General features: G+C 38.5%; 4 protein-coding genes. 2 read left to right on the plus strand and 2 right to left on the minus strand.

Features of this window, described 5'->3' with window-relative positions; all coding sequences use genetic code 11:
- Positions 1–256: 256 nt before the first annotated feature.
- Complete coding sequence (locus I6F42_RS19905; protein ID WP_197118489.1) at positions 257–802, plus strand: gamma carbonic anhydrase family protein; 546 nt, start codon at positions 257–259, stop codon at positions 800–802.
- Here the strand turns inward: I6F42_RS19905 and I6F42_RS19910 are convergent.
- The gene (locus I6F42_RS19910; protein WP_007584142.1) at positions 794–1,048 is read right to left on the minus strand and encodes a DUF1488 family protein; all 255 of its coding nucleotides are present in this window, start codon (positions 1,046–1,048) and stop codon (positions 794–796) included. The two genes, I6F42_RS19905 and I6F42_RS19910, sit on opposite strands and share 9 nt — an antisense overlap.
- Positions 1,045–1,869 carry a shikimate dehydrogenase gene (aroE, locus tag I6F42_RS19915; RefSeq protein WP_197142796.1) on the minus strand — a complete coding sequence of 275 codons (825 nt, stop codon included), beginning with the start codon at positions 1,867–1,869 and terminating at the stop codon, positions 1,045–1,047. Before aroE ends, I6F42_RS19910 begins: the two co-directional genes overlap by 4 nt.
- Before the next feature lie 53 nt (positions 1,870–1,922).
- Between aroE and I6F42_RS19920 the strand changes: the two genes are divergently transcribed.
- Complete coding sequence (locus I6F42_RS19920) at positions 1,923–2,360, plus strand: group II truncated hemoglobin (RefSeq protein ID WP_004335148.1); 438 nt, start codon at positions 1,923–1,925, stop codon at positions 2,358–2,360.
- Positions 2,361–2,529 lie beyond the last annotated feature (169 nt).

Consider the following 2,529-nt stretch of genomic DNA (forward strand, 5'->3'; position numbering starts at 1 on the left):
ATTTAACTCTCTGAGTAGTTCGTGCCTCGCTATGCGTTGGCGTTTCCCGTCTCAGTGGGGTCGCATTATAGGGAGATCATATTTTTACGCAAGCACTTTTTTAAAGAAAAAGTAAAAAAAGATACTGTTCGGTTAGTATCTGAACTAAACCCCCTAAAACTGATAGTTTTGTAACCAAACAGTGCACTGTATGGTACAAAAATCACCTTGCTGATACACTCAAATACTAATAATCATGATCTAAAAGGTACTAACTATGGCAATTCGTTCTTATAAAGGTGCTACTCCTTCATTTAATTCGTCTGTTTATATTGATGAGTCATCGGTTTTGGTTGGTAACATTACTTTAGGTGATAATAGTAGTGTGTGGCCGTTAGTAGCTGCACGTGGTGATGTTAACTATATACGTATTGGTGAGCGTACAAATATACAAGATGGCAGTGTATTGCATTTATCTCGCGCAACTAAAAGCAATCCAGATGGTTATCCACTTATTATAGGTGACGATGTAACAGTTGGTCATAAGGTAATGCTGCACGGATGTGTATTAGGAAACCGTATACTTGTAGGTATGGGTGCTATTATTATGGATAACGTGGTTGTTGAAGATGATGTAATTATAGGTGGCGGCTCTTTGGTACCACCAAACAAACGCTTAGAGTCTGGTTACTTATATGTAGGAAGTCCAGCTAAGCAAGCCCGCCCTCTTACAGAGCAAGAACTTGCCTTCTTAAAAATATCTGCCGATAACTATGTATCACTTAAAGATGAATACTTAGCTGAAATCGCTAACTTAAGTTAATAAGCTTACTTCAATTTGGCCTGCCGAGTTATAGCTCTCTTCTTCGATAAGCTCCTCGGCACGTTCTTCGTAATCAAAACGATACTTTTCAAAATATTCTGTTGCGTGACTTTCGTCTGTTAATTTAAGTGTATTTACTTCTATTATACATTCCACCAGCATGCCACTAACTTGTGCAAAAAAAACTAACTGATGATCGGGCTCTCTAAACTCTAGCCTATCTATAAACTGTATTGCCTGATTCATTTAAGCATTCCTTGTTTGAGCGCATCAACGACGGGAAGTATTTTTGGCATTTTGTTACGCCATACATAGTATGCTTGAGCAGCTTGACCAACTAACATTCCACTGCCATCTAAAAGCTTAGCGTTAATATTATGCTGTGCAACCCAATTCATAAAAATGGTATTTTGCAGTGAATAAAACATGTCATAAGCGACTTCACAGTTAGTTATATGTTTTTCATCAAGTGCTGGAAGCTCGTTATTCATACTGCTAGATGTAGAATTTATAATTAGTGAGTAATCGCTTACTGGTAAATCACTAAAGCCAAAGCCAGATACCGGTCCATATTGAGTAAACAGCTCTGCGAGTTCTTGGGCTTTTTGTGCTGTGCGATTAACTATTATTATTTCCTGAGGATTATGCTCTAACAAAGGTAAAATAACTCCTCGAGCGGCACCGCCCGCACCAATAATTAAAATGCGTTTATTAGTTATAGTAACTTTATTAGCGAGTAAATCATTTACAAAGCCCACACCATCGGTGTTATCACCGAGTAATGTGCCATCATCTCGTTTTTTTAATGTATTAACAGCCCCTACAATTTTAGCTAATGGCGTAAGCTCATCAGCCATTGCATAAGCTTGCTCTTTAAATGGCATTGTAACGTTAGCACCAACACCACCTTGCTCAAAAAAAGACAATACTGTTTTTTCAAAGTTATCGATAGGTGCTAATATTGCGCGATAGTCGATTTGCTCACCCAGTGATACAGCAAATTGTTTATGTATCGCGGGGGATTTTGAATGTTTAATTGGATTTCCAAAAACCGCATATTTGTCCATTTTAAAGCAACCTCTTTGCAGCTATATACTGCCTATTAACGATGATAAGTAATATGATTAAACGACTTTTTTCTAAATCTAAGCCAGCTCCTGAGCAACAGGCTCCTACTCCTGAAAAAACACCGTATGAAATAATAGGTGGAGAGAAAGGGGCGCGTGCTATCTCCAATCGATTCTACGACATAATGGAGTCAGATGAATACGCTAAACCGTTATATGATATGCATCCTCTGCCATTAGATCGAATTCGCCAAGTATTTTTTGAATTTTTATCTGGTTGGTTAGGCGGGCCAAACCTATTTACTGAAAAACATGGCCAACCAATGCTACGTAAAAGGCATATGCCTTTTACTGTAGATAAAGCATTGCGCGATCAATGGATGTACTGCATGAATAAAACGCTGGATATAGAAATAGACAACCCGTTGTTACGTGAAGGCTTAAAGCAATCATTCTCTCAACTAGCAACGCACATGATCAATCAGCATTAAATTTGTATTTAGCCACAATGCAAAAAGGCGCTAATTAGCTGTCTCTTGATCACAAGTCTGACTCAAGAGATTTTGCTAAATCGTAGCCTTCCAGGATGGCTTGTAACTTAAGCCATCCTTGCCATAACACTTTCACAGATGCACGCCCTGTGCGCTTGGTATCTTTCCA

It is taken from the genome of Pseudoalteromonas sp. SWYJZ12 (assembly GCF_015864395.1).
Classification (GTDB): Bacteria; Pseudomonadota; Gammaproteobacteria; order Enterobacterales; family Alteromonadaceae; genus Pseudoalteromonas; species Pseudoalteromonas arctica.